The 20,272-nt window shown below is 70.9% G+C and carries 16 protein-coding genes; 12 read left to right on the top strand and 4 right to left on the bottom strand.

Annotated features, from left to right (window positions below; all coding sequences use genetic code 11):
* Window positions 1-75: 75 nt before the first annotated feature.
* On the bottom strand, window positions 76-2,073 hold the full coding sequence (gene acs, locus AB0F29_RS20360) for an acetate--CoA ligase (RefSeq protein ID WP_361873867.1): 1,998 nt from the start codon (window positions 2,071-2,073) through the stop codon (window positions 76-78).
* A gap of 433 nt (window positions 2,074-2,506) precedes the next feature.
* Here acs and AB0F29_RS20365 point away from each other — a divergent pair, with 433 nt between their 5' ends.
* On the top strand, window positions 2,507-4,048 hold the full coding sequence (locus AB0F29_RS20365; RefSeq protein ID WP_361873869.1) for a hypothetical protein: 1,542 nt from the start codon (window positions 2,507-2,509) through the stop codon (window positions 4,046-4,048).
* Window positions 4,049-4,209: 161 nt separating this feature from the next.
* Here AB0F29_RS20365 and AB0F29_RS20370 read toward each other — a convergent pair whose 3' ends face one another.
* Window positions 4,210-5,205 carry an ATP-binding protein gene (locus AB0F29_RS20370; protein WP_018958842.1) on the bottom strand — a complete coding sequence of 332 codons (996 nt, stop codon included), beginning with the start codon at window positions 5,203-5,205 and terminating at the stop codon, window positions 4,210-4,212.
* Window positions 5,206-5,307: 102 nt separating this feature from the next.
* On the opposite strand from AB0F29_RS20370, the gene AB0F29_RS20375 reads away from it, so the two are divergent.
* The gene (locus AB0F29_RS20375; protein ID WP_361873871.1) at window positions 5,308-6,135 is read left to right on the top strand and encodes an oxidoreductase; all 828 of its coding nucleotides are present in this window, start codon (window positions 5,308-5,310) and stop codon (window positions 6,133-6,135) included.
* A gap of 665 nt (window positions 6,136-6,800) precedes the next feature.
* On the opposite strand, the gene AB0F29_RS20380 is transcribed toward AB0F29_RS20375, so the two are convergent.
* Window positions 6,801-7,646 (bottom strand): HAD-IB family hydrolase, encoded by an 846-nt coding sequence (locus tag AB0F29_RS20380; protein ID WP_361873873.1) that lies wholly within the window; start codon window positions 7,644-7,646, stop codon window positions 6,801-6,803.
* Window positions 7,647-8,145: 499 nt separating this feature from the next.
* Here AB0F29_RS20380 and ssd point away from each other — a divergent pair, with 499 nt between their 5' ends.
* From ssd to AB0F29_RS20415, 7 genes are all read left to right on the top strand, one after another.
* On the top strand, window positions 8,146-9,282 hold the full coding sequence (gene ssd, locus AB0F29_RS20385; protein ID WP_361873875.1) for a septum site-determining protein Ssd: 1,137 nt from the start codon (window positions 8,146-8,148) through the stop codon (window positions 9,280-9,282).
* The gene (locus tag AB0F29_RS20390) at window positions 9,279-10,427 is read left to right on the top strand and encodes a TadA family conjugal transfer-associated ATPase (RefSeq protein ID WP_361873877.1); all 1,149 of its coding nucleotides are present in this window, start codon (window positions 9,279-9,281) and stop codon (window positions 10,425-10,427) included. Before ssd ends, AB0F29_RS20390 begins: the two co-directional genes overlap by 4 nt.
* Entirely contained in the window at window positions 10,424-11,347 is a 924-nt protein-coding gene (locus tag AB0F29_RS20395) for a type II secretion system F family protein (protein WP_361873879.1), read from the top strand. The genes AB0F29_RS20390 and AB0F29_RS20395 overlap by 4 nt, the downstream gene beginning before the upstream one ends.
* Window positions 11,344-12,186, top strand: coding sequence for a type II secretion system F family protein (locus AB0F29_RS20400; protein ID WP_361873883.1), 843 nt, complete (start codon window positions 11,344-11,346; stop codon window positions 12,184-12,186). Before AB0F29_RS20395 ends, AB0F29_RS20400 begins: the two co-directional genes overlap by 4 nt.
* Before the next feature lie 146 nt (window positions 12,187-12,332).
* Window positions 12,333-12,599, top strand: coding sequence for a DUF4244 domain-containing protein (locus AB0F29_RS20405; protein WP_361873885.1), 267 nt, complete (start codon window positions 12,333-12,335; stop codon window positions 12,597-12,599).
* A gap of 91 nt (window positions 12,600-12,690) precedes the next feature.
* Window positions 12,691-13,056 carry a TadE family type IV pilus minor pilin gene (locus AB0F29_RS20410; RefSeq protein ID WP_361874101.1) on the top strand — a complete coding sequence of 122 codons (366 nt, stop codon included), beginning with the start codon at window positions 12,691-12,693 and terminating at the stop codon, window positions 13,054-13,056.
* A gap of 145 nt (window positions 13,057-13,201) precedes the next feature.
* Window positions 13,202-13,750 (top strand): Rv3654c family TadE-like protein, encoded by a 549-nt coding sequence (locus tag AB0F29_RS20415; RefSeq protein WP_361874103.1) that lies wholly within the window; start codon window positions 13,202-13,204, stop codon window positions 13,748-13,750.
* On the opposite strand, the gene AB0F29_RS20420 is transcribed toward AB0F29_RS20415, so the two are convergent.
* Window positions 13,713-16,181, bottom strand: coding sequence for a DEAD/DEAH box helicase (locus AB0F29_RS20420; protein ID WP_361873887.1), 2,469 nt, complete (start codon window positions 16,179-16,181; stop codon window positions 13,713-13,715). The two genes, AB0F29_RS20415 and AB0F29_RS20420, sit on opposite strands and share 38 nt — an antisense overlap.
* A 79-nt stretch (window positions 16,182-16,260) precedes the next feature.
* Here AB0F29_RS20420 and AB0F29_RS20425 point away from each other — a divergent pair, with 79 nt between their 5' ends.
* From AB0F29_RS20425 to AB0F29_RS20435, 3 genes are all read left to right on the top strand, one after another.
* The gene (locus AB0F29_RS20425) at window positions 16,261-16,614 is read left to right on the top strand and encodes an STAS domain-containing protein (protein ID WP_003967428.1); all 354 of its coding nucleotides are present in this window, start codon (window positions 16,261-16,263) and stop codon (window positions 16,612-16,614) included.
* A gap of 199 nt (window positions 16,615-16,813) precedes the next feature.
* A complete protein-coding gene (locus AB0F29_RS20430) occupies window positions 16,814-17,284 on the top strand; it encodes an ATP-binding protein (protein WP_361873889.1) in 471 nt (156 codons plus the stop codon).
* A gap of 502 nt (window positions 17,285-17,786) precedes the next feature.
* Complete coding sequence (locus AB0F29_RS20435; protein ID WP_361873891.1) at window positions 17,787-20,216, top strand: sodium-translocating pyrophosphatase; 2,430 nt, start codon at window positions 17,787-17,789, stop codon at window positions 20,214-20,216.
* Window positions 20,217-20,272 lie beyond the last annotated feature (56 nt).

Here is a 20,272-nt window from a genome sequence, read left to right on the forward strand (position 1 = left end):
CACGGTGCCGGCTCTGTACGGTGCCTGCTCTGTGCCTGCTCTGTACTGTGCCCGCTCTGTTCTGTGCTCTCGGTCCTAGTCCTCGGACGAGGAGGACGGCAGCTGGGTGGTGATCAGGTCCATCACGGAGGAGTCGGTCAGCGTGGTGACGTCGCCCAGTTCGCGGTTCTCGGCTACATCGCGGAGGAGGCGGCGCATGATCTTGCCGGAGCGGGTCTTGGGCAGCTCGGCGACCGGCAGGACCCGCTTGGGCTTGGCGATCGGGCCGAGGGTCGTGCCGACGTGGTTGCGCAGGTCGGCGACCAGTTCGTCGGAGGCGGTGGCAGTGCCGCGCAGGATCACGAACGCCACGATGGCCTGGCCGGTCGTCTCGTCCGTCGCGCCGACCACGGCGGCCTCGGCGACCGACGGGTGGGAGACGAGGGCGGACTCGACCTCGGTGGTGGAGATGTTGTGCCCGGAGACGAGCATGACGTCGTCGACCCGGCCGAGCAGCCAGATGTCGCCGTCCTCGTCCTTCTTCGCACCGTCGCCCGCGAAGTACTTGCCCTCGAAACGCGACCAGTAGGTGTCGATGAACCGCTGGTCGTCACCCCAGATGGTGCGGAGCATGGAGGGCCACGGCTCGGTGAGGACGAGGTAGCCGCCCCCGCCGTCCGGCACCTCGTTGGCGTCGTCGTCCACGACGGTGGCGGCGATGCCCGGCAGCGCGCGCTGGGCGCTTCCCGGCTTGGTCTCCGTCACACCGGGCAGCGGCGAGATCATCATCGCGCCGGTCTCGGTCTGCCACCAGGTGTCCACGATGGGGCACTTGTCGGCGCCGATGTTCTTCCGGTACCACATCCACGCCTCGGGGTTGATCGGCTCACCGACCGAACCCAGGACGCGGAGGCTGCTCAGGTCGAACTTCGCGGGGATGTCGTCGCCCCACTTCATGAACGTACGGATCGCCGTGGGGGCGGTGTAGAGGATCGTGACGCCGTACTTCTGCACGATCTCCCAGAACCGGCCCTGGTGCGGGGTGTCCGGGGTGCCCTCGTACATGACCTGCGTCGCACCGTTGGCCAGCGGCCCGTAGACGATGTACGAGTGCCCGGTCACCCAGCCGATGTCGGCGGTGCACCAGTAGACGTCGGACTCCGGCTTGAGGTCGAAGACCGCGTTGTGCGTGTACGACGCCTGGGTGAGGTAGCCGCCGGAGGTGTGCAGGATGCCCTTCGGCTTACCCGTGGTGCCCGAGGTGTAGAGGATGAAGAGCGGCTGCTCCGCCTCGAAGGCCTCGGGGGTGTGCTCGGCGGACTGCCGGGCGGTGATCTCGTGCCACCAGACGTCGCGGCCCTCGGTCCACGCGGTGTCCTGGCCGGTGCGGCGGACGACGAGGACGTGCTCGACGTTCTCGAACCGCGAGACGGCGTCGTCGACCGCGGGCTTGAGCGCGGTCGGCTTGCCGCGGCGGTAGCCGCCGTCGGCCGTGATGACGACCTTGGCGTCCGCGTCCTTGATGCGGGCGGCGATGGCGTCGGCCGAGAAGCCGCCGAAGACCACGGAGTGCGCGGCGCCGATGCGGGCGCAGGCCAGCATCGCGATGGCGGCCTCGGGGATCATCGGCAGGTAGACGGCGACCCGGTCGCCCTTGCCGACGCCCAGTTCGGTCAGGGCGTTGGCGGCGCGGGAGACCTCGTCCTTCAGCTCCGCGTAGGTGATGGCCCGGCTGTCGCCCGGCTCGCCCTCGAAGTGGATGGCGACCCGGTCGCCGTTGCCCGCCTCGACGTGGCGGTCCACGCAGTTGTACGCGACGTTCAGCTTGCCGTCCGCGAACCACTTCGCGAAGGGCGGGTTGCTCCAGTCGAGGGTCTCGGTCGGCTCGGTGGCCCACGTCAGACGGCGGGCCTGCTCGGCCCAGAAGCCCAGCCGGTCCGCGTCGGCCTGCTCGTACGCCTCTGCGGTGACGTTGGCGTTGGCGGCCAGCTCAGCAGGTGGAGCGAATTTCCGCTCTTCCCGAAGCAGATTGGCCAGGCTCTCGTTACTCACGACTTCTCCCAGTCCCAGGGTGTCCGTTGTGTCCCGGGGCATAGCTCATCAGGCGCGGGGCCAGGTGACAAGGGCCTGCCGGGAATTGGTTTAGACCTGTGTCTTCGTGTATGGAGCCATGATCCCGCTCCGCGGTCGAGGGCCTCCGCGCGACGCGTGGCGCGCGGCAGTTCCGGCCCCGCCGGGGCGTTTCGAGGCGTGCCGGTCGGGTGTGTCGGTCGGGCATGTCGGTCGGGCGTCTCGGTCGCGTGTGGCGGGTGTGGCGGGGGCGACCCGGAACGGGGTCGCACGGTTGCACGGGCCCGGGGCGCGTCCGGTTCAGACCGGAGGCATGTGGGCTAGTTGATGACCCTTAGTAGTGAATAGGCATCTTTTCATTCGGTATGTCGTCCTTCCTGTGCGGAACCGTGTGCGAATTTGGCCGCGCCGTGTCGGCACTTCAACGCAAATAACCTGCAAGGAAGAGGGTGGGCGGATGATGGCCGCCACGAAGAGGATCGCCTTGGGCGTCATGTCCACGGCCTTGGTCGCCGTGCTCGCGGGCTGTTCCGGAGCCGGATCCGGGGGGTCCGCGTCAGGGGGCGCCGGAGCCGGCACGGAGAAGGGCGCCCACGGCGCCAAGGAGAACCCCCCGGCCGCCGCCCCGAAGAACGCGGTCAAGCTCATCGGGGACGGGTCCACCGCCTTCACCGGTGCCCAGCCGAAGATGCCGGCCGTCGAACGCCTGGCGCCCGGCGAGAAGCCTCCCCAGTTCGTGGTCTTCTCCTGGGACGGCGCCGGAGAGGACAGCCAGAAGCTCTTCTCGCACTTCCGCGGCGTGGCCAAAAAGTACAACACCAAGATGACGTACTTCCTCAGCGGCGTGTACCTGCTGCCGGAGGAGAAGAAGGACCTCTACAACCCGCCCCAGCACGCGCCGGGCCGTTCCGACATCGGCTTCAACGACACCGAGGGCATCCGCGACACCCTCAATGAGGTGCGTGCCGCGTGGCTGGAAGGCAACGAGATCGGCACCCACTTCAACGGCCACTTCTGTGGCAAGGACGGCGGGGTCGGGACCTGGTCCGTCGATGAGTGGAAGAGCGAGATCAGTCAGGCGAAAGCTTTCGTCAAGGGCTGGAAGACCAACACTCCGGAGCTGAAGGGCGAGGACCCGCTCCCCTTCGACTACGACAAGGAACTGGTCGGCGCCCGCACCCCTTGCCTGGAAGGCCAGAAGAACATGGTCGCCGCCGCCCGGACCATGGGCTTCCGCTACGACTCCAGCGGCGTCGGCAACCAGGTGTGGCCCAAGAAGAAGGACGGGGTCTGGGACATCCCGCTCCAGCTCGTTCCGATGCCGGGCCGCGCCTTCGAGACTCTCTCGATGGACTACAACTTCATGGTCAACCAGTCCGGTACGGCCACCCAGGGGGACCCCTCCCAGCACGAGTACTGGGGCAACCAGATGCGGGACGGGCTGCTTCAGGCCTTCGACCGCTCGTACAACGGCAACCGGGCGCCTCTGATCATCGGCAACCACTTCGAGTCCTGGAACGGCGGCACCTACATGCGCGCCATCGAGGAGACCATCGCGCAGGTGTGCACCAAGGAGGGCGTGCGCTGCGTGTCCTTCCGCCAGCTCGCCGACTGGCTGGACGCACAGGACCCGAAGACGCTGGCCAAGCTCACCACGCTCGGCGTCGGCGAGGCGCCCAAGACGGGCTGGTCGTCCTACCTCGGCGCCCAACAGGCCGCCGCGCAACCCGCGGACAAGGGTGAGGACCAGGGCAAGGGCAAGGACCAGGGCAAGGGCAAGGACCAGGGCGAGGGCGAGGACCAGGGCGAGGGTAAGGGGAAGGGGAAGGGCGAGGGTGAGAGTAAGGACCAGGCCCCTGCCGAGGGCGCCGGAGAGGCCCGGGACCAGGCACCGGACCAGGCACCGGGCGGGGATGCTGGCGAGGCCCCGGATCAGGCTCCGGGCACTGCCTCGGATCAGGGTGACGAGGGTTCGGCTCCCGCCGGAGCGACTGGCTGAAGCACCGAGGGAACGCCGGCCGAAGCATCGGCCGATCGCGCGCGCCGCATCGTTCGCCCCCTCGTCGGCCACCGAAAGGCGGCCGCCGAGGGGAGCGACGAGAGAGGCGGCCGACGAGGGGACCGTCGAAAGCGGCTAACGAGGGGGCCCCGTGCGATGAGTCAGGCGGGTGCGGTCACGCCCGCTCCTGCGTGGCGTTCGTCGAGCACGAAGGCGGGGTCGACCTGGGCGGCCAGGTCGGCGCCGGTCTTCTCGTTGCCCCAGCTCTCGGCGTTCTTCAGGTGGAAGTGCACCATCTGTCGTGTGTAGCGCTCCCAGTCACGCGACCCGTACGAGTCCTCGGCGGCGTCCTGCAGTGTCTGCAGAGCCATCCGATTGTCGGCCTCCAACAGCTCGAACCTGGACGGCCGGCCCTTCTCCATCGACCGTACCCAGTCGGAGTGGCCGATCCCGATCAGCAGGTCGTCGCCTACCTCCGCACGCAGGAACTCCAGGTCGTCCGGGCCCTGCACCTTGTTCCCGACGACCTTGAGGGCGACGCCGAAGTCGCGTGCGTACTCCTTGTACTGGCGATAGACGGACACCCCCTTACGGGTCGGCTCCGCGACCAGGAACGTCATGTCGAAGCGCGTGAACATACCCGAGGCGAACGAGTCCGAGCCCGCCGTCATATCGACCACGACGTACTCGTCGGGGCCGTCGACCAGGTGGTTGAGGCAGAGCTCCACGGCCCCGACCTTGGAGTGGTAGCAGGCCACTCCGAGATCGGACTCCGTGAAGGGCCCGGTCGCCATCAGCCGGACGCCCCCGTCGTCCAGCGGAACCGGGCGCGCGCAGGCCGCGAAGATCGGGTTGTCCTCGCGGACCCGTAGCAGCCGGGAGCCCTCGCCGGGCGGAGTCGTCTTGATCATCGTCTCGGCGGAGGCGATACGGGGGTTGGCGCCCCGCAGGTAGTCCTTGATGAGCGGGAGGTGCGCCCCCATGGCGGGCAGCGCGGCGGCCTCTGCCTCGTCCAGGCCGAGAGCGGCGCCCAGGTGCTGGTTGATATCGGCGTCCACGGCGATGACGTGGGCTTCGTTGGCGGCGAGGTGGCGGATGAAGAGCGAGGACAGCGTGGTCTTTCCGCTGCCGCCCTTCCCGACGAAAGCGATCTTCATGTTCACCTAGGGTAGCTGCTCTGTTGCGGTGTGCTGTCACTGTTCGTGAAGAAGGCCACTTGGGGGTGGTGTGGGTGGAGTGGGCGCGTAGCCTCGCTACTTATGAGTACGACTGCCTCTGACCCGCTCGCCGCGCTCGGTTCCCTGCCCGGCGTTGCTGATGCCGTGGACTCCGTGCGCAAGGCCGTCGACCGGGTCTACGGCCATCGCGTCATGCGGCGCCGCAGTAATGAGGTCACAGCCGAAGCCGCACTGCGGGGTTCTCGTGGTTCGGCCGCGCTGGCCGGTGCCGACTGGAACCTCGAGGAGGTGCGTCGGCGTACCGACTTCAGCGGTGAGGACGAGGCGCGCATGGTCGGCGCCGCGCTGAGGCTCACCGCGGAGGCTGGGCAACTCCTTTCCATCTGGCGACAGTCACCCCTACGGGTGCTGGCTCGGTTGCATCTGGTGGCGGCCGGCGGCGCGACTCCCGACGACGCGGTGGTGGGGCGTCCTCGGCTGGCGGGTGAATCCGTCGACGAGCCGCTGATCGAGGCACCTGTTCCCGGGGCCGGGGAGGTCGCCGGACGGCTCGAAGGGCTCTCGCGGCTGATCATGGCGGGTGGCAGCGCCCCCGCGCTGGTCACGGCCGCCGTGGTGCACGGCGAGCTACTGGCGCTGCGTCCGTTCGGCTCGCACAACGGTCTGGTGGCCCGGACCGCGGAGCGCATCGTGCTGATCGGCAGCGGTCTTGACCCGAAGTCGATCTGCCCGGCCGAGGTGGGACACGCGGAGCAGGGCCGGGCGGCCTATGTCGCGGCGTTCGAGGGCTATACGGCCGGAACCCCGGAGGGTATGGCCGCCTGGATCACCCACTGCGGGCGCTCCGTCGAGCTGGGCGTGCGCGAGTCGACCGCGGTGTGCGAGGCGCTTCAGCGTGGCGCCGCCTGACGAGCCCTGCCGCTGCCCCGGTGCCTGATGCGGCGCCGGTGCCTGCCGCTGCCCCGGTGCCTGATGCGGCGCCGGTGCCTGCCGCTGCCCCGGTGCCTGATGCCGCGCCGGGCGCCTGATGCCGACCCGGGGTCGACGCGGCATCGAGGGGATGTGGTCTCCATGCTCGACGTGTCTCGGGGCGGAAACGGCCCGAGAGCCCGATCCGGCAGGACAGCGTCGGAGGGCGCGAATGGTGCGGAGGGGACCGCCGGGTGAAGGTCGACTTCCGGGCGGCTGTGGGGTGATGGCCCCGGGCGGGGGTGCGGCGGCACCGATGTGCGGTACCGCCGCTGGCACGTCCGCCCAGTTACCAAGCGTCCTCGTAGTTTGCCCATCAGGTCGGGTGCTTTGCCCGTCACCTGGTGCGGCTGGCCCGTAATCGACGGGTCGACGTCGCGTGGGTGCTCGGCTTTCGTGCGCGGTCCGAGGGGCCGTTCTGCGTTGCAGGTCATCCTCGCGGATGTCCTTGGTCTCGCGGGCCGTTAAATCCTTTGTACTCCAGGACCAGGGGAAGGGATACCCCTGGCCCTGCTTCTTTACTTTTAGGTTCAATCAAGGGCGAATCGGGCCAGGTGTCACTCCGGTGGAGCGGCCCTGCTCACCTCGCTGAGCCCCGCCCCGTCTCACCCGGGCAGAGTGACGCCGGCGGCGCGCCGACGACTGGCGTACCAGACCAGTCCGGCGGTGACGGCCGCCGCGCCGACCGCGGCCGCCGCCACGAGAGCGGGGCGGGGAGGCATCGAGAAGGCCGGCAGTCGCTGTTTGAGTCGGACCGGGCGGTTGAAGACGAGAATCGGCCACTCGCGAAGGGTCGCTTCGCGGCGCAGCGCGCGGTCGGGATTGACCGCGTGCGGGTAGCCGACCGACTCCAACATCGGTACATCGGTCGCCGAGTCGCTGTAGGCGTAGCAGCGCGAAAGGTCGTACCCCTCCGAGACCGCGAGCGCCTTCACGGCCTCGGCCTTGGTCGGTCCGTAGGCGTAGTACTCGACCTCACCCGTGAAACACCCGTCGTCACCGACGACCATGCGCGTGGCGACGACGCGGTCGGCGCCGAGCAATTCGCCGATGGGCTCGACGACTTCGGCGCCCGAGGTCGAAACGATGACCACATCGCGCCCTGCCGTGTGGTGCTCTTCGATGAGGGTGGCGGCCTCGTCGTAGATGATCGGGTCGATCAGGTCGTGCAGGGTCTCGGCGACGATCTCCTTGACCTGCTGGACGTTCCACCCCTTGCAGAGGGCGGAGAGATATTCACGCATCCGCTCCATCTGGTCGTGATCTGCGCCCCCGGCGAGGAACACAAACTGTGCGTACGCGGTGCGCAGTACAGCGCGGCGGTTGATCAGTCCGCCTTGGTAGAAGGACTTGCTGAAGGTCAGCGTCGAAGACTTCGCAATGACCGTCTTGTCCAGGTCAAAGAAGGCTGCTGTGCGCGGCGAGAAGCAGTTTTCCACAACGCTGAGCATAGGGGCCCACCATTCGGCGTAAACTCCGGCGCGTGGGTTTGCCTGAGAAGGCCCTCGGGTACACCATGGAAGTCACGGATCGTTCGCGACCGTGCCAACCCGGTCCGGCTCCTCCCCCCCCGAGTCGGCCGTGGGGACGACCCCCGCTCTCCCCCCCGGCGGGGGTCGTCGCATGTCCGGACGCGTTTTAGGGGTGGGAACCACCTGAGCCTCCCGTCTGGCCGCCCGTCGGCCTGATTGTGCGAGTCGGGTGTCGTGCGACTCGTCTCGTCACAGTGTGTAGCCAGAGGGCTGCGCTCCGGAAGTCGCTGGTTCGGGTTACGAAGTTATTCACAGCCTCGAAGTTGTCCACAGTTTTTCATCAAGATCCACATGATTTTCCGAGGTGCTGCACGTTGATTCCACCCGCGAAGTCCGCGGGTGCCGGAATCGCGCATCTCGGAACGCTCCGAGAACACCGCGAACCGCACTGAGGGGCAGTGAGAAGGGGGCGGAGATCGTGGCTGGATCCATCGCGGGAGAAGGAACGGCGGTCGATGGGGGGCGGCGCGGAGGCCCGCTGATCGTGACGGAGGACGTGGAACTGCTCGACGACCTGCTGCGGCTGTGCGCGGCGGCCGGAGCCGAGGCGGAAGTTCATCACGCGCCGCCCGGGCGCCGGGGCGGCTGGGAGCGGGCTCCGATGGTGCTCTTGGGAGACGACGCGGCCGCGCGTTGCCGCGGCGCCGGCCGCAGGAAGGGGGTGATGCTGGTGGGCCGGGACCAGGACGACCCCGACGTGTGGCGGCGGGCGGTGGAGATCGGGGCCGAATATGTGCTGCGCCTGCCCGATTCCGAGGCCTGGCTCGTCGATCAGATCGCCAACGCCGCCGAAGGCGTTGGGCGGCCCGCTTTCACGGTCGGTGTGATGGGCGGCCGGGGCGGCTCCGGCGCATCGACGCTGGCCTGCGCCCTTGCCGTGAGTGCGGCGACGTCCGGTAGGCGGACGATGCTGATCGACGCCGACCCGTTGGGGGGCGGGATCGACGTCCTGCTCGGCGGCGAACGGGCCGAAGGCTTGCGGTGGCCGGATTTCGCGCAGTCGAAGGGCCGTCTCGGGGTCGGAGCCCTTGAGGACTCGCTGCCCGCCCTTCACGGGTTGCGGGTGCTGAGCTGGGGTCGGGACGACGAGGTGGTGATCCCGCCGCAGGCGATGCGCGCGGTGCTGGCCGCCGCGCGACGACTCGGCGGGGTGGTGGTCGTGGACCTTCCGCGCCGGGTCGACGAGTCAGTCGCCGAAGCACTGGCCCAACTCGATCTCGGCCTGCTCGTGGTGCCGGGCGAACTGCGCGCGGTAGCAGCGGCCAGGCGCGTCGCGGCCACGGCCGGAATGGTGCTGGACGACCTGCGGGTGGTGCCCCGGGGGCCGTACGCGTCAGGGCTGGACGGGCGATGGGTCGCCCGGGCCATCGGCCTCCCGCTCGTCGGCGAACTCCCCTTGGAATCGGGACTCCTGGTCTCCCAGGACGACGGTACCCCGCCCGGGGCCGGCACCCGGGGGCCGCTGGCCCGGTTCTGTTCGTCCTTCTGGGAACAGGCAGCGGCGGCCGGTGACGCAAGCTCCGTGACCGGCCTGCCCGGGGGAGGGGCGGCATGACGGACGAACTGCTCGACGCCGTACGCCAGCGGCTGGCACGCAGCGGTGCCGCTCCCACCCCGGCCGGCGTGGCCGCTGCTCTCAGGGCCCAGGGACGGTTGCTGGGGGATGCCGAGGTGCTCGGGGCGGCGGCGGAGTTGCGCGGCGAACTCGTCGGCACGGGCGTGCTGGAGCCGTTGCTCACGGATCCGGAGGTGACCGATGTGCTGGTCTCCGCGCCGGACCGGGTGTGGGTGGACCGGGGCGGTGGGCTCCAGCTGACGGGCGTCACCTTCCCTGACGCGGCGGCGGTGCGGAGGCTGGCCCAGCGTCTCGCCGCGGTGGCGGGCAGAAGGCTCGACGACGCACGTCCGTGGGTGGACGCACGACTACCCGACGGAACACGGATGCACGCCGTGCTGCCCCCGGTGTCCGTCGGCTCGACCTGCCTTTCCCTGCGCGTGGTGCGGCCACGGGCCTTCTCGCTGGCGGAGTTGGTGGACGCGGGCACGGTGCCGCCGGGCGGAGACCGGATCCTGCGGGCGCTCGTGGAAGCGCGGATCTCCTATGTGATCAGCGGCGGCACCGGGGCGGGCAAGACGACGCTCCTCGCCAGTCTGCTGGGCGCGGTCGGCCCGAACGAGCGGATCGTGCTCGCCGAGGACTCCGCCGAGCTACGGCCGGACCATCCGCATGTGGTCCGCCTGGAGTCCCGTCCGGCCAATCAGGAGGGGGCGGGCCGGGTGACGTTGCGGGATCTGGTGCGGCAGGCACTGCGCATGCGGCCCGACCGGCTGGTGGTCGGTGAGGTGCGAGGAGCTGAGGTCACGCAGTTGCTGGCCGCCCTGAACACCGGACACGAAGGGGGGTGCGGCACCGTCCACGCCAATGCCGCCGAGCATGTTCCGGCCCGGCTGGAGGCTCTGGGCACCGCGGCGGGACTCGACCGGGTGGCGCTGCACAGCCAGTTGGCGGCCGCGCTCTCCGTGGTCGTGCATCTCGTGCGGGACCGTGAGGGGCAACGGCGAGTCGCCGAGGTGCACGTCCTGGAGCGGGACCCGGCAGGACTGGTCCTCACGGTTCCGGCCCTGAGCTGGGGCGTCGGCGGATTCGTCCCGGAGCGCGGATGGGAACGTCTGCGGTCGCTGATCGGGGGTGCGCTGTGACGGGGGCGACGTCCGCGTACGCGGCCCATGCGGTGGCTCTCTGCGCGGGTTCAGCGGTGTGGCTCGCGATGGTGCGGGACGTGGGCGTTCGGCGGGCGCGGGTGTTGTTCGTGGACGCTCCCGCCGAGTCGGGTCGGCCATGGAGCCGATGGCGGCCACACCTGCTCAAGGCGCCGGGGCGTGTGGGGGAGTCGGCCCGGGGGCGTCGGGAGTGGTGGTGCGTTCCGGTCGCGGTGCTGCTGGCGGTGCTGGGGGGTTCGGTGCTGCCGCTGGTCGCGGGGGCAGTGGCGGTCCCGTTGGTGCGCCGGTGGTTGCGGAGGCGGGCAGGAGCGCGGGAGGCGGAGCGGGCCGCGACCGCGGTGGCGGCGTTGTGCGGAGCCGTGGTCGGGGAGCTGCGGGCCGGTCGCGAGCCGGGACAGGCGTTGCTGGTCGCGCTGCGCGAAGGTCCGGCGGAGGCCGGCTCATGGGCGTCGCCCACTTCAGGCGGTCGGCTGGGGGAGGCGGAGGCCGCGGTGCTGGCGGCGGCGCGGTTCGGCGGCGATGTGCCGGCGGCGCTGCGGCAGGCGGCGGAGGGCCCGGGGCTGGGGGGCCTGTCCGGGATGGCCGCGTGCTGGCGCGTGGCCGTGGACGGCGGGGCCGGGCTGGCGACCGGGCTGGAGCGCCTGGAGGCGGCGCTGCGGGAGGACCGGCGCAGACGGGAGGAGCTACGTGCTCAACTGGCGGGAGCGTGGTCGACGGTCGTGGTTCTGGCACTGCTCCCGCTTGCGGGTCTGGGGCTGGGAGCGGCACTCGGAGCCGAACCCCTGCGTGTACTGCTGCACACCCCGGGCGGTATGGCCTGCCTGGCTGTCGGGGTGTTCCTGGAGGCGGCCGGGCTGTACTGGGCCTGCCGGATCGTGCGCGGAGGGGAGGCGGCGTGAACGTGACGGACGGAGGAGTTCTCCACAGCCTGGGGATGCCGGCGGCGGTGCTGGGCATGGCGGTGCAGCTGGCAGCCGTGATCGCCGCCGGATTCCGGGAACGAGCGGTGCGCGGGCGGGGGGCGCTGCTGTTGGGGACGGTCGTCGCGGCACGACCCGGCAGGGGGAGCCGGCTGGTCGCACCGTTCCGGGTGAGCGGTGGTTCGGGTCTCTCCGAGTCCGCCCGGTGGTGGGCGGCCCCGGCCGGGGCCTGGCTGGCCGGATGGATTCTGGTCGGCGGTGCGATGGGCTGCGCGGTCGGTTCGGCCGCGGCGTACGGGCTGTGGCGGTGGCGGCGAAACCGGCCCGTCGCTCGTCGGGGCGGCACGCATCGGGAGCGGGCCGTGATCGCCGGGCAGCTTCCGCTGGCCGCGGATCTGCTGGCGGCCTGCATCGCGGTCGGGGCAGGTCCGCGGGAGGCGGCCGCGGAGGTGGGCGAATCCATCGGCGGCCCGGTCGGTGATCGGCTCGCCCGTACGGCCGCGGAGATCCGCCTCGGCGGCGACCCGGCCGAAGCATGGGGTCGGTTCGGGGAGATACCGGGCGCCGGCCCGCTGGCCCGCTGTCTGCACCGGGCGGGTTCGACGGGGGCTCCGGCGGCCGAGCCGGTTGCCAGGCTGGCCGAGTCAATGCGCGCCGAGCGAGCCGCTGCGGCGTTGGCGCGGGCGCAACGGGCCGGGGTGCTGATCACGGCGCCGGTCGGCCTCTGCTTCCTCCCCGCCTTCCTGTCGGTCGGGGTGGCGCCGGTGATCATCGGCCTGGCCGGCGACCTGCTCGCGACCGGCCGTCCGGGCCGGTGAGGCTGCGTGGGCCGGTGAGCCTGCCGGGCTGGTGAGCCCGCCGGGCTTTCGTGGCCGACGCGACCTGGCGGCCATTCATTTTCGCTGTCACTCACGGGTGTTCCCTTCGGGCGCCCGCTCGTCATCGATGCTCATCGGGGGATGAAATGGAAACGAAGTTCTGGGGCCGGACCGTCGACGTTCTGCGCGGAGGCCCGCTGTCCGAGGGCGTGCCGGGCCGGAGGGCGGGGTGGGCCACACGGTGGGCGGGGCGGCTCGGCCGGTCCGACCGGGGGATGACCACGTCCGAGTACGCGGTGGGGACCATCGCCGCGTGCGCCTTCGCGGCAGTGCTCTACAAGGTGGTGAACAGCGGGCCGGTGCTGTCGGCGCTGCAGTCGCTGGTCGAGGACGCGCTCGATGCGAAATTCTGAGACCCCGCCGGGCCCCTGCCCGGGGAAGGAGCCCGTGGCAGTGGACCGCGGCCTTCCCCGGGGGCGGCGGCGGCCGCAAGGGCGCCTGGCCATGCGTGGCGGCGGGCGCGGCGACCGGGGCGCTGTGACGGCGGAGGCGGCCGTGGTGATCCCGGTGCTGGTGGCCTTCACCACAGCGCTGCTCTGGGCGTTGATGGCGGCCTCGGACCAGATCCGCTGTGTGGACGCGGCGCGGGCGGGGGCACGGGCGGCGGCCCGCTCGGAGCCGGAGGCGGCGGTACGGGAAGCCGTCCGCGAAGCGGCACCCCACGGTGCCCGGGTCGAGGTGGGGCGGGCAGGGGACCTGTGGCGTGTCCGGGTGGAGGCCCCGGCCCCGGGGCCGGGAGGGCTGGCCCTGACGTTGAGCGCCGAGACGGCCGCCCTGGCGGAGGACACGGTCGGGGGCTCCGGGCCGTGAGGGTGAGGGGAACGAAGACCTGGGGCCGGGCACTGGGGCACTGGGCGGGAGTCGTAGGGGGCAGGGCCCCGCGGTCGGGCCGGGTCCGGGCGGGGGGAAGGACGAGGGCGAGAGCGAGAGCGAGGACAGAGGTATGGGCCGGTGGATGGGGCGGGGTGCGGAACGGAGACCGGGCCGGCGGACGGATCGAATCGCAGCCTGGCGCGGGGCCCGGATCGCGACCCGGATCGCGACCCGGATCGCGAACCGGCTCGGGGGCCGGATCGCACGCCGGATCGCGAACCAGCATGCGGGGCTCGGTGCGGACCGAGGTGTGGCGACGGTGTGGGTGGCTGTCACCGTGGCAGGGCTCTGCACCGTGTTCGCCGTGGTGCTCGCGCTGGGGCAGGCCGTGGCTGCCCGTCACCGGGCGGGCGGGGCCGCGGATATGGCCGCCCTCGCGGCCGCGGACCGGGCGCTGGAAGGGACGGTGGCCGCGTGTGGGACGGCCCGGCGAGTGGCCCTGGCCCAGGGGGCCGTGCTCGTTCGCTGCGTGGTGCACGGGGAGATCGCGGATGTGACCGCCCGCTCGGGATTCGGGCCCTACCTGCCCGCTGTCAGGGCACGGGCCGGCCCTCCCGTCGGTCCTGGGGCCGGATCTCCGGCCGATGGCCGGGCTATGCCGGTTCGTCAGGTTCCGGGGGTGCGGCCCTGAGGAGTTCGGTGAGCAGGCGTACGGCTCCGCGTTTGTGCAGGGGCTCGTTGCCGTTGCCGCACTTGGGGGACTGGATACAGGAGGGGCAGCCCGCCTCGCACTCGCAGGACGCGATGGCCTCCCGGGTCGCCGTCAGCCACGTACGGGCGGTGTGGAAGGCCCGCTCGGCGAATCCGGCTCCTCCTGGGTGGCCGTCGTAGACGAAGACCGTCGGCAGCAGGGTGTCGGGGTGCAGCGGTACGGACACGCCGCCGATGTCCCAGCGGTCGCAGGTGGCGAAGAGCGGCAGCAGGCCGATCGACGCGTGCTCGGCCGCGTGCAGTGCGCCGCCGAGGATCTCCGGGTTGACGCGGGCCGCGTCGAGCTGGTCCTCCGTGACCGTCCACCACACGGCGCGGGTGCGCAGGGTGCGGGGCGGCAGGTCGAGCTTCGTCTCGCCCAGGACTTCCCCGGTGATCAGCTTCCGGCGGAGGAACGAGACGACCTGGTTGGTGACCTCGACGGAGCCGTAGCAGAGCCGTCCCTGGCCCCAGGGGATTTCGGTGTCGGTCTTCAGGACGGTGATCGCCGTGGTGTCGCGGGCGACCGTCGAGTACGGCGGGTCGGCCTGTTCGACCAGGGCCACGGAGTCCTCCAGGTCCAGTCTCCGGACGAGGTGGGTGCGGCCCTGGTGGAGATGGACGGCCCCCTCGTGGACGGCGGTGTGGGCGGCGGCCTCGTCGACGGTGCCCAGCAGGCGGCCGGTGCCCTCCTCGACGATCTGGACGGGGCGGCCGCCCCCGCCCCGGATGTCGGCCAGGTCGGCGGCCCGCTCGCGGCGCGTCCAGTGCCAGCCCGACGCCCGTCTGCGCAGCAGCTTCGCCGCCTCCAGCTGCGGCAGCAGCTCGGGCACGGCCGGGCCGAAGAGGGCGATGTCGGGCGCGGTCAGGGGCAGCTCGGCGGCCGCGGCGCAGAGGTGGGGGGCGAGGACGTAGGGGTTGTCCGGGTCCAGCACCGTCGACTCGACGGGCTGCTGGAACAGGGCCTCGGGGTGATGCACCAGGTACGTGTCCAGCGGGTCGTCCCGGGCCACGAGAACGGCCAGGGCGCCCTGCCCCGAGCGGCCGGCCCGGCCCGCCTGCTGCCAGAGGGACGCCCGGGTGCCCGGGTAGCCGGAGATGACGACCGCGCCGAGGCCGGAGACGTCGATGCCCAGTTCCAGGGCGGTGGTGGCCGCCAGACCGAGCAGCTCGCCGGAGTGCAGCGCCCGCTCCAGGGCCCTGCGCTCCTCGGGGAGGTAGCCCCCGCGGTAGGCGGCGACCCGATTCGGCAGCGAGCGGTCGACCTCCGCGAGGCGCTCCTTGGCGATCATCGAGATCAGCTCCGCGCCACGCCGGGAGCGTACGAAGGCGACCGAGCGGACGCCCTGGAGGGTCAGGTCGGTGAGGAGGTCGGCGGTCTCGGCCGTCGCGGTACGGCGAACGGGTGCGCCCTTCTCGCCGTGCAGGTCGGTCAGCGGGGGCTCCCACAGGGCGAAGACCAGCTCGCCGCGCGGGGAGGCGTCGTCGGACACCTCCCGGACCGGCAGACCCGTCAGACGCCCGGCTGCGACCGCGGGATCGGCCGCCGTGGCCGAGGCGAGCAGGAAGACCGGATCGGCCCCGTAGCGGGCGCACAGACGGCGTAGACGGCGCAGGACCTGGGCGACGTGGGAGCCGAAGACGCCCCGGTAGGTGTGGCACTCGTCGATCACGACGTACCGCAGGGCGCGCAGGAAGGACGCCCAGCGGGGGTGGGAAGGCAGTATTCCGCGGTGCAGCATGTCGGGGTTGGTCAGGACGTAGTTCGCGTACTGCCGCACCCATTCGCGTTCCTCGACGGGGGTGTCACCGTCGTAGACCGCGGGCCTGACGGCGTTGCCGAGCGGGGTCGCGAGCGCCTTCACCGAGCGCCGCTGGTCGGCTGCCAGGGCCTTGGTGGGGGCGAGGTACAGGGCGGTGGCCCCGCGGCCGTTGGGGGCCTCCGAGCCGTCCAGGAGGGTGCTGAGGACCGGTGCGAGGTACGCGAGGGACTTCCCGGAGGCCGTGCCGGTGGCGATTACGACCGACTCGCCGTCCAGCGCGTGTTCCGCCGCGGCCGCCTGATGGGCCCACGGATGGGCGATCCCGGCCTTTTCGATCGCCGAGATCACTTCTGGCCGGATGCGATCCGGCCAGATGGCATGGGTTCCCGATCGCGGGGGCAAGTGCTCCGTATGAGTGATGCGCGCGGCCCGGCCCGCCCCCGCGGCGAGCCGGTCGAGGATCATGGCGGGAGAGGGGCGCGAGCCCCCACTCTCGGGTGGTCGTCCGGGACGGTGATTCTTGGCCATCGGCACCGAGTGTGTCACTGGCGTGACGGACAATGGTCCCAAGGCGTCGTGCATGGCTGCTGGTAAGTGATTGAATGCCATCGCGGCTGGCGATCCGTCCCCTGGCCTCCGTCGGGGAGACCGAGGGGCGACCGCTCGATAGCAAGGTGCTGGAGGATCCGTGGACCTGTCCCTGTCGACTCGCAATGTGTCCGGGCCTGGTGGCGACCGTACGGTCGTCGAGGTCGGTGGCGAGATTGATGTGTATACCGCGCCCAAGCTGCGCGAGCAGTTGGTCGAGTTGGTGAATGACGGCAGCTACCACTTGGTTGTCGACATGGAAGGCGTCGACTTCCTCGACTCCACCGGCCTCGGCGTGCTCGTGGGCGGCTTGAAGCGTGTCCGGGCCCATGAGGGCTCGTTGCGCCTGGTCTGCAACCAGGAGCGCATTCTCAAGATCTTCCGGATCACAGGTCTGACCAAGGTGTTCCCGATTCACACCACGGTCGACGAGGCTGTCGCCGCCACCGACTGAGGTCGGAGCGGACCGGCCCCCGGGCCGGTCGGCAGGCAGTGAACAGGCCGGCAGCGGCAGCGCATGGGCCGTGACGGGCAGGCGGTCGACCCTTGGGTCGGCTGTCGGCTTTGTCGGCTTCCGGAGGAGGAGAGCAGGGGTGCCGGGCGATATGCCCGGGGCCTCTGAGGCGTACGCCCGAACGTTCGAGGGGGATGTCATGGCCACCGTTGAACTCCGCTTCAGCGCCCAGCCTGAACATGTCAGGACGGCCCGCCTGGTGGCGGCCGCCGTGGCGCGCAGGGCCGGCGTCGACGAGGCGGTGCTCGACGAGGTCAGGCTCGCCGTCGGGGAGGCGTGCAGCCGCGCGGTCGGGCTGCATCGCAGTCACGGCATCACCGAGCCGGTCAGCGTCGCGTTGACTGAGGAGGAGAAGGCGTTCTCCATCGAGGTCGGGGACAGTGTTCCCGGCCCCGGCGGGTACCCCGCCTCGTCCGGGGCGCGCGACGGTTCCGGTACTTCGGGAGCGGGGCCGGACCGGCCCGTTCCCGAGATGGACGGTGAGGGCGAGGACGAGATGGGCCTTGCGGTCATCAGCGGTCTCGTCGACGACGTGGAGGTCCGCTCCGGTGCGGCCGGTGGAGTGATCCGCATGAGCTGGCCGACGGCCGACGCCGCGGTGCGCCCCTGAGGGCTCTTGCCCGCGCCTGAGGGCCCTTACCCGCGCCCGAACCCGCGCCTTCCCCTCTGCTCGCTCGTACACGTTCCTCGCGCTGTGCTCGTGATTGCGCGGTCTGTGCCCAGTACGCCGTGCCCCGTACACCGTGGCACTGTTCGTGCCCGTGCCGCCGTACCTGCGCCTCTGACCGTGATTCCAGGTGCCGAGGGGGTGAGGTGTTGAGATGCCGAGGTGCTGGGATCCGGCTTCCGGTCCCGCGCGTCGAGGATCGTGGGCGTTGAGCCGTGCGGATGATGTTTCGTTTTTCCAAGCGAGGCCCTGCTGATCAGGGCCTTTTTTCTTGATTGTCCTCGCGTAATGCGCCTGCCTCATTACTGCATTCGAGGAGAATCTCTCCGCTGATCTTTCGGCGTTGGGGGGAGACCGATCAATTCTCTTCCCGCCCACTGTTTTGATCAGGTTCCGCTCCCTACAATCCGTCCACGACTTGAGCGCTGAGCGTCAAGGAGGACGTATGGCGGAGTTCTTCACCACCCCAATGGCAGCACTGACGCAAGAATCCGCACTTTCCGACCGACCCGTCTCCCTCGCGGCGGCGGTACTCACCGACGGCAACCGGCTGATCGTCGTCGTGGTGGCGGTCGTCGCCGTCGCCGCGCTGATCGTCGCCCAGCTGCTCGTACGCCAGGTCCTGGCGGCCGGCGAGGGCACCGAGCGCATGAAGGAGATCGCCGCGGCGGTCCAGGAGGGCGCGAACGCCTATCTGTCCCGACAACTGCGCACGGTCGGTGTCTTCTCCATCGTCGTGTTCTTCCTCTTGTTCCTGTTGCCGGCCGACAACTGGTCGCAGCGCGCGGGGCGTTCCCTCTTCTTCCTGGTGGGTGCGCTTTTCTCCGCGGCGACCGGATACATCGGCATGCGGCTCGCCGTACGGAGCAATGTACGGGTGGCCGCAGCCGCCCGTGAGGCGACTCCAGCGGAAGGCGAGCCGGAAAGGGATCTCACCGCCGTCTCGCACAAAGCGATGAAGATCGCTTTCCGTACCGGCGGCGTGGTCGGAATGATCACGGTGGGACTCGGCCTGCTCGGGGCCTCCTGTGTGGTGCTCGTCTATGCCGCCGACGCGCCCAAGGTGCTGGAGGGGTTCGGTCTCGGCGCGGCACTGATCGCCATGTTCATGAGGGTCGGCGGTGGGATCTTCACCAAGGCCGCGGATGTCGGGGCCGACCTGGTGGGCAAGGTGGAGCAGGGCATTCCGGAGGACGATCCGCGCAACGCCGCCACCATCGCCGACAACGTGGGCGACAACGTCGGTGACTGCGCGGGCATGGCCGCCGACCTCTTCGAGTCGTACGCCGTGACGCTCGTCGCGGCGCTCATCCTCGGTACGGCCGCGTTCGGCGACTCCGGTCTCGCCTTTCCCCTGATGGTCCCGGCGATCGGCGTCGTCACCGCGATGATCGGGATCTTCGCGGTGGCCCCGCGCCGTGCCGATCGCAGCGGCATGACCGCGATCAACCGCGGCTTCTTCATCTCCGCGGTGGTCTCGCTCGCCCTGGTGGCCGTCGCCGCCTTCACCTATCTGCCCTCCTCGTACGCCGAGCTGGACGGGGTCACCGACGAGGCGATCGCCGGGCACGGTGGCGATCCGCGGATCTTCGCCCTGGTCGCGGTGGCCATCGGCATCGTTCTGGCCGCGCTCATCCAGCAGCTCACCGGCTACTTCACCGAGACCAATCGCCGCCCGGTCCGGGACATCGGGAAATCCTCGCTCACCGGCCCGGCCACCGTGGTGCTGGCGGGCATCTCCATCGGCCTGGAATCGGCCGTGTACACCGCGCTGCTGATCAGCCTGGGCGTCTACGGGGCGTTCCTGCTGGGCGGTACGTCGATCATGCTGGCGCTCTTCGCGGTCGCGCTCGCCGGGACGGGGCTCCTCACCACGGTGGGCGTCATCGTGGCCATGGACACCTTCGGCCCGGTCTCGGACAACGCCCAGGGCATCGCCGAGATGTCCGGGGACGTCACGGGGGCCGGCGCCCAGGTCCTCACCGACCTGGACGCGGTCGGCAACACGACCAAAGCCATCACCAAGGGCATCGCCATCGCCACCGCCGTGCTCGCTGCGGCGGCGCTCTTCGGGTCCTACCGCGACGCCATCGCCACGGCGGTGGACGAGGTCGGGGCAGGGGCGGGTGAGCTGGGGCTGAGCCTGGACATCTCGCAGCCCAACAACCTCGTCGGCCTGATCCTGGGCGCCGCGGTCGTCTTCCTGTTCTCCGGGCTGGCCATCAACGCCGTCTCCCGGTCCGCCGGGGCCGTGGTCTACGAGGTCAGGCGGCAGTTCCGCGAGCACCCCGGGATCATGGACTACTCGGAGAAGCCCGAGTACGGGCGCGTCGTCGACATCTGCACGCGCGACGCCCTGCGTGAACTGGCCACACCGGGACTGCTCGCGGTCCTGGCGCCGATCGCCGTCGGCTTCACCCTCGGCGTCGGCGCCCTCGGCTCGTACCTCGCCGGCGCGATCGCCACGGGCACGCTGATGGCCGTGTTCCTCGCCAACTCCGGAGGCGCCTGGGACAACGCCAAGAAACTCGTCGAGGACGGCCACCACGGTGGGAAGGGCAGCGAGGCGCATGCCGCGACCGTCATCGGCGACACGGTCGGCGACCCGTTCAAGGACACGGCGGGCCCGGCGATCAACCCGCTGCTCAAGGTGATGAACCTGGTCGCCCTGCTCATCGCCCCGGCGATCGTGCAGTTCAGTTACGGAGCGGACGCCAATCCGTGGGTGCGGGCGCTGGTGGCGGTCGTCGCCATCGGGGTCATCGTCGTCGCGGTCTACGTCTCCAAGCGGCGCGGCATCGCCGTGGGCGACGACGACGCCCCAGGGGGCGGCGGTCCCTCGGTCGCCGCGCCTAATCCAGCGGCGGCCCCATGAGTCCTGCGTAGCGAGGCGTTCCGGGCGCGCGCTGCGGTGTGACGTCGGCTCAAGGA

Source organism: Streptomyces sp. NPDC026589 (genome assembly GCF_040638385.1).
Lineage (GTDB): Bacteria > Actinomycetota > Actinomycetes > Streptomycetales > Streptomycetaceae > Streptomyces.